Origin of the sequence: Mycobacterium sp. (assembly GCF_035314665.1) — a bacterium.
GTDB lineage: Bacteria > Actinomycetota > Actinomycetes > Mycobacteriales > Mycobacteriaceae > Mycobacterium.
The window spans coordinates 1-3,701 of the sequence record NZ_DATFZD010000435.1 but is presented as its reverse complement, the minus strand read 5'-3'; the positions used below and the strand labels follow the sequence as shown (position 1 = coordinate 3,701).

4 protein-coding genes are annotated in these 3,701 nt (G+C 64.2%); all 4 read right to left on the bottom strand.

Going from position 1 to position 3,701, the window contains the following annotated elements; genetic code table 11:
* Nucleotides 1-602: ATP-binding protein (locus VKI00_RS31700; RefSeq protein ID WP_324447152.1), on the bottom strand; the 602-nt coding region annotated here is incomplete at its 3' end.
* Nucleotides 599-2,107, bottom strand: a complete 1,509-nt coding sequence (gene istA / locus VKI00_RS31695; protein ID WP_324447150.1) for an IS21 family transposase — start codon at nt 2,105-2,107, stop codon at nt 599-601. The genes istA and VKI00_RS31700, both read right to left, overlap by 4 nt.
* A gap of 395 nt (nt 2,108-2,502) precedes the next feature.
* Nucleotides 2,503-2,700, bottom strand: a complete 198-nt coding sequence (locus VKI00_RS31690; RefSeq protein ID WP_324447148.1) for a ferredoxin — start codon at nt 2,698-2,700, stop codon at nt 2,503-2,505.
* 10 nt (nt 2,701-2,710) lie between these two features.
* A partial coding sequence (locus VKI00_RS31685) for a cytochrome P450 (protein ID WP_324447146.1) occupies nt 2,711-3,701 on the bottom strand: 991 nt, incomplete at its 5' end.

The following is a 3,701-nucleotide window of genomic DNA, read 5'->3' as shown; positions in this document are numbered from 1 at the left end:
CGGAACAGCAGTTGGGTCGCGGTGTCGTCGAGCGGGGCGAAGCCGAGTTCGTCGAGGATGATCAGGTCGACGCGCAGCAGGGATTCGATGATCTTGCCGACGGTGTTGTCGGCAAGGCCTCGGTAGAGGGTTTCGACGAGGTCGGCGGCGGTGAAGTAGCGGGCCTTGTGCCCGGCGTGGATGGCGGCGATCCCGAGACCGATCAGGGTGTGGGATTTCCCGGTCCCGGCCGGTCCGATAATCGCCAGGTTGGATTGTGCGCGAACCCATTCCAGGCTGGACAGGTAGGCGAACACCTTCGGCTGAATTGAGGAGGCGGCCACGTCGAACGACTCCAACGTTTTGGCGACTGGGAACCCGGCGGTCTTGAGCCGGTTGACGACGTTGGAGGCATCGCGGGCGGCCAGTTCGGTTTCGACCAGGGTCCGCAGCACCTCTTCGGGGGTCCAGCGTTGGGTCTTGGCCGTCTGCAGGACCTCGGGTGCGGTGCGCCGGATCGCTGCGAGCTTGAGCCGACGCAACCCGGCGTCGAGATCGGCAGCCAGTTCTGGAACAGAGAGCGGTGCAACGGGTTTGGTTGCCTTGGCCGATGTGGTTGTCATGAACTCACACCACCATCGGCGGCCGGGGTGACCTTGTAGGCATCCAACGAACGCGTCGGGGCGACCGGCAGGTCGAGGATCAACGCATCCCCAGCGGGGCGGGGCTGGGGTGTTCCCGCCCCGGCGGCCAGGATCGAGCGGACATCGGTCGCACGGAACCGCCGGAACGCCACCGCCCGGCGCAACGCCGCCACCAATGCCTGTTCACCATGGGCAGCGCCCAGTGCCAGCAGGATCTCCAGCTCAGAACCCAGGCGGGTGTTGCCGATCGCGGCGGCCCCGACCAGGAACGCTTGGGCGTCGGCACCGAGGTCGCAGAACTGCTTCTCGATGGTCGTTTTCGGGCGTGGCCCGCGGTTGGGCGCCGGTCGTGGCCCGTCGTAGTGGGCATCGCTGATCGACGCGGTGCCCGGGGCACCCAGTTCGTGCTCAGCCACGATCATCCCGGTCGTGGGCTCGACGAGGCAGACCGCCCCGTGATCGACCACCACGGCCACGCTGGCTCCGATCAGCCGGGTGGGCACCGAGTAGCGGGCCGAGGCATACCGGATGCAGGACAGCCGGTCGACCTTACGCAGCACCGAGGGCGCCCCGATCTGCAGACGCAGCGACGGCAATGGTTGCAGGAGTTCACGTTCGATGAGCAGCCGCTCGTCGGGCACCGCCATGATCTCCGAATGGACCGCGGCATTGACCTCAACGCACCACGCCCTGGCCGCGGCGTTGGCGGCCCGCACGTCAACCGGTGTCCCGGTGATGGCAGCGTCGGTGAGCAGCGGCACCGCCAGATCGCGTTGAGCGTAGCCGCACAAGTTCTCCACGATGCCCTTCGATTCGGGATCGGATGCATGGCAGAAATCCGGTGCGAACCCGTAATGGCTCGCCAACCGGACATATTCGGCCGTAGGAATCACCACATTCGCCACTACGCCGCCCTTCAAACACGCCATCCGGTCGGCCAGCACCCGGGCCGGGACACCGCCGATCGCAGCCAATGCTTCGGCGATCAGCGCCAGTGTCGTCGACGCCCGTTGATCGGTGGCGAACGCCACGAACCGCCACCGGGAGAACGCCAGCACCGCGCAGAATAAGAACAGCCCGGGCGCGGCTTCGGCCCAGTCGATCACCAGATACTCACCCGGCGACCACACCGCCGGGCGGCGGCCCCGGTGATTCTCGCTGCGCCACAATGTCTTCGACACCGCAACCAACCGGCGGAAGTTACGCTCCGAACCCTCATAGCCAGCAGCGCGAGCGATCGGCAACATCCGCTTCGCCGACATCCGGCCCGCCGACTTCGCGACGCGTTCGGCGACCAGCTCGGCCACCGCATCGTAGTTACGGGCCCGCTCAGCCCGCGGTGGTGCGGTCTCGCCGGCTTCGAACTTCTCCACGACCCGTTTGACGGTCTTGTGGGTGGTGCCGCACAGCTCGGCGGCGCCTCGGAATGACCCGAGTTGTTGATAGGCAGAAATGATGTCCATGCGGTCCCTCGCAGACTTCAATGGAACTCCCCGGTGGTGATGGTGTGTGGTTGGCACCTTCACCGTCACCACCTGGGCCAGCAGTTCCTGATCGACACGACGAACACGGGGTGGGGACTTTTATCTGGCCACCAGTGGGGACCTCCACTTGGCCACCAGTGGGGACTTTTTCATGGCCACGGACAAGCGCCTCGGCGAGCGGCGGCGGAACTTCACCTACCTGTAGAACAGTCGTGCCCATCACAAACTCCCTTCGTCTGATGGGAAGTGATCACCTCATCGTCGCGGCGACGCCTCTTGCGGTCATTAGCTGTTCCAACAACGCGGGGACGCCAAAAATGTGCCGACGAACACAAGGCACCCAGACGCATTATGTACGGGGTTCGACAAGAAACGGCGAACGAAGCCGTCAGCCGTTATTCGACGATTGAGATGGCCTGTCGCGGGCATTGCCGGACTGCGTCGCGCACCTGCTCTTCGTTCTCGGGCGTGACGTCCTCTTGTAGCACGGTCAGCGTGTCGTCATCCTCGAGCCGGAACACCTCCGGGATGATGCCCATACACACCCCGTTGCTTTCGCACAGCCCCCAGTCGACTTCGATCTTCTTGGTCATTCAAGCCCTCTCACCGCAATACCTTCACCGGTACGTTCAGCCAGCCCGCGACGTTTTGCATGGTGACCCGTTTGCAGCCCTCCCAATTCACCTCGTAGCGGGGCATGAAGTCGAGGAGCTTCTCCAGTGCGATGCGGCTTTCCATCCGAGCTAGCGCCGCGCCCAGGCAACTGTGAATTCCATACCCCAGACCGAGGTGCTGGGCCTCGGTCTGGTCACGGTCGATGTCGAAGGTGTCGGCGTCGGTGAAGGCGTCGGGGTCTCGGTTCGCCGCGGCCTTCATCAAGAACACCGGCTTGCCGGCGGGAATCGTGCCACCGCTGGTATGTGCCTCTTTCAAGGTCCAGCGGACGTTGTACTGAACTGGTCCCTCGTAGCGCAACAATTCTTCGACGGCGCCCGGGAGCTTGCTACGGTCGTCCTTCAGCTTCTCCCACTGGTCTGGGTTGCGGGCGAAGAGCACGGCCGCGCTGCCGATCAACTTGGTGACGGTCTCGGCGCCGGCCCCGCCTAGAAGCGTGGCAAACCCGCATATTTCAATATCGTCGAGCTTGCGAGTCTGACCGTCCTCGCCGGGGATTTCGGCGGCGATCAGCTTGCTGATCATGTCGTCGTGCCGGTTTTCCCGCCGTTCCTGCACCAGCCCGAAGTAATACATCGCGGTGTCGATGTTGGCCTGCATGCCGGCTTCGCTGATTTCGATCTGTCCCGGTTCGCGGTGCAGGCTGGTGTCGATCCAGTGCCGCACCTGTTGGCGGTATTCCTCTGGCACTCCGGCCATCGTGGTGATGACTTCGACGGGGAACGGCCCGGAGAAGTCCTGTACGACGTCGAACTCGTCGGGATCGGCGGCGCTCAGGTATTTGTCGATGACCTCGACGACCGTGTCATGCTGCGATTGAATGGCCCGCGGCGTGAAGGCCTTGTTGAGCAGGCTGCGCATGTGGCGGTGCTCCGGTGGATCCATGAAAATGATCGACTTCTGCTCGGCGGATATACCC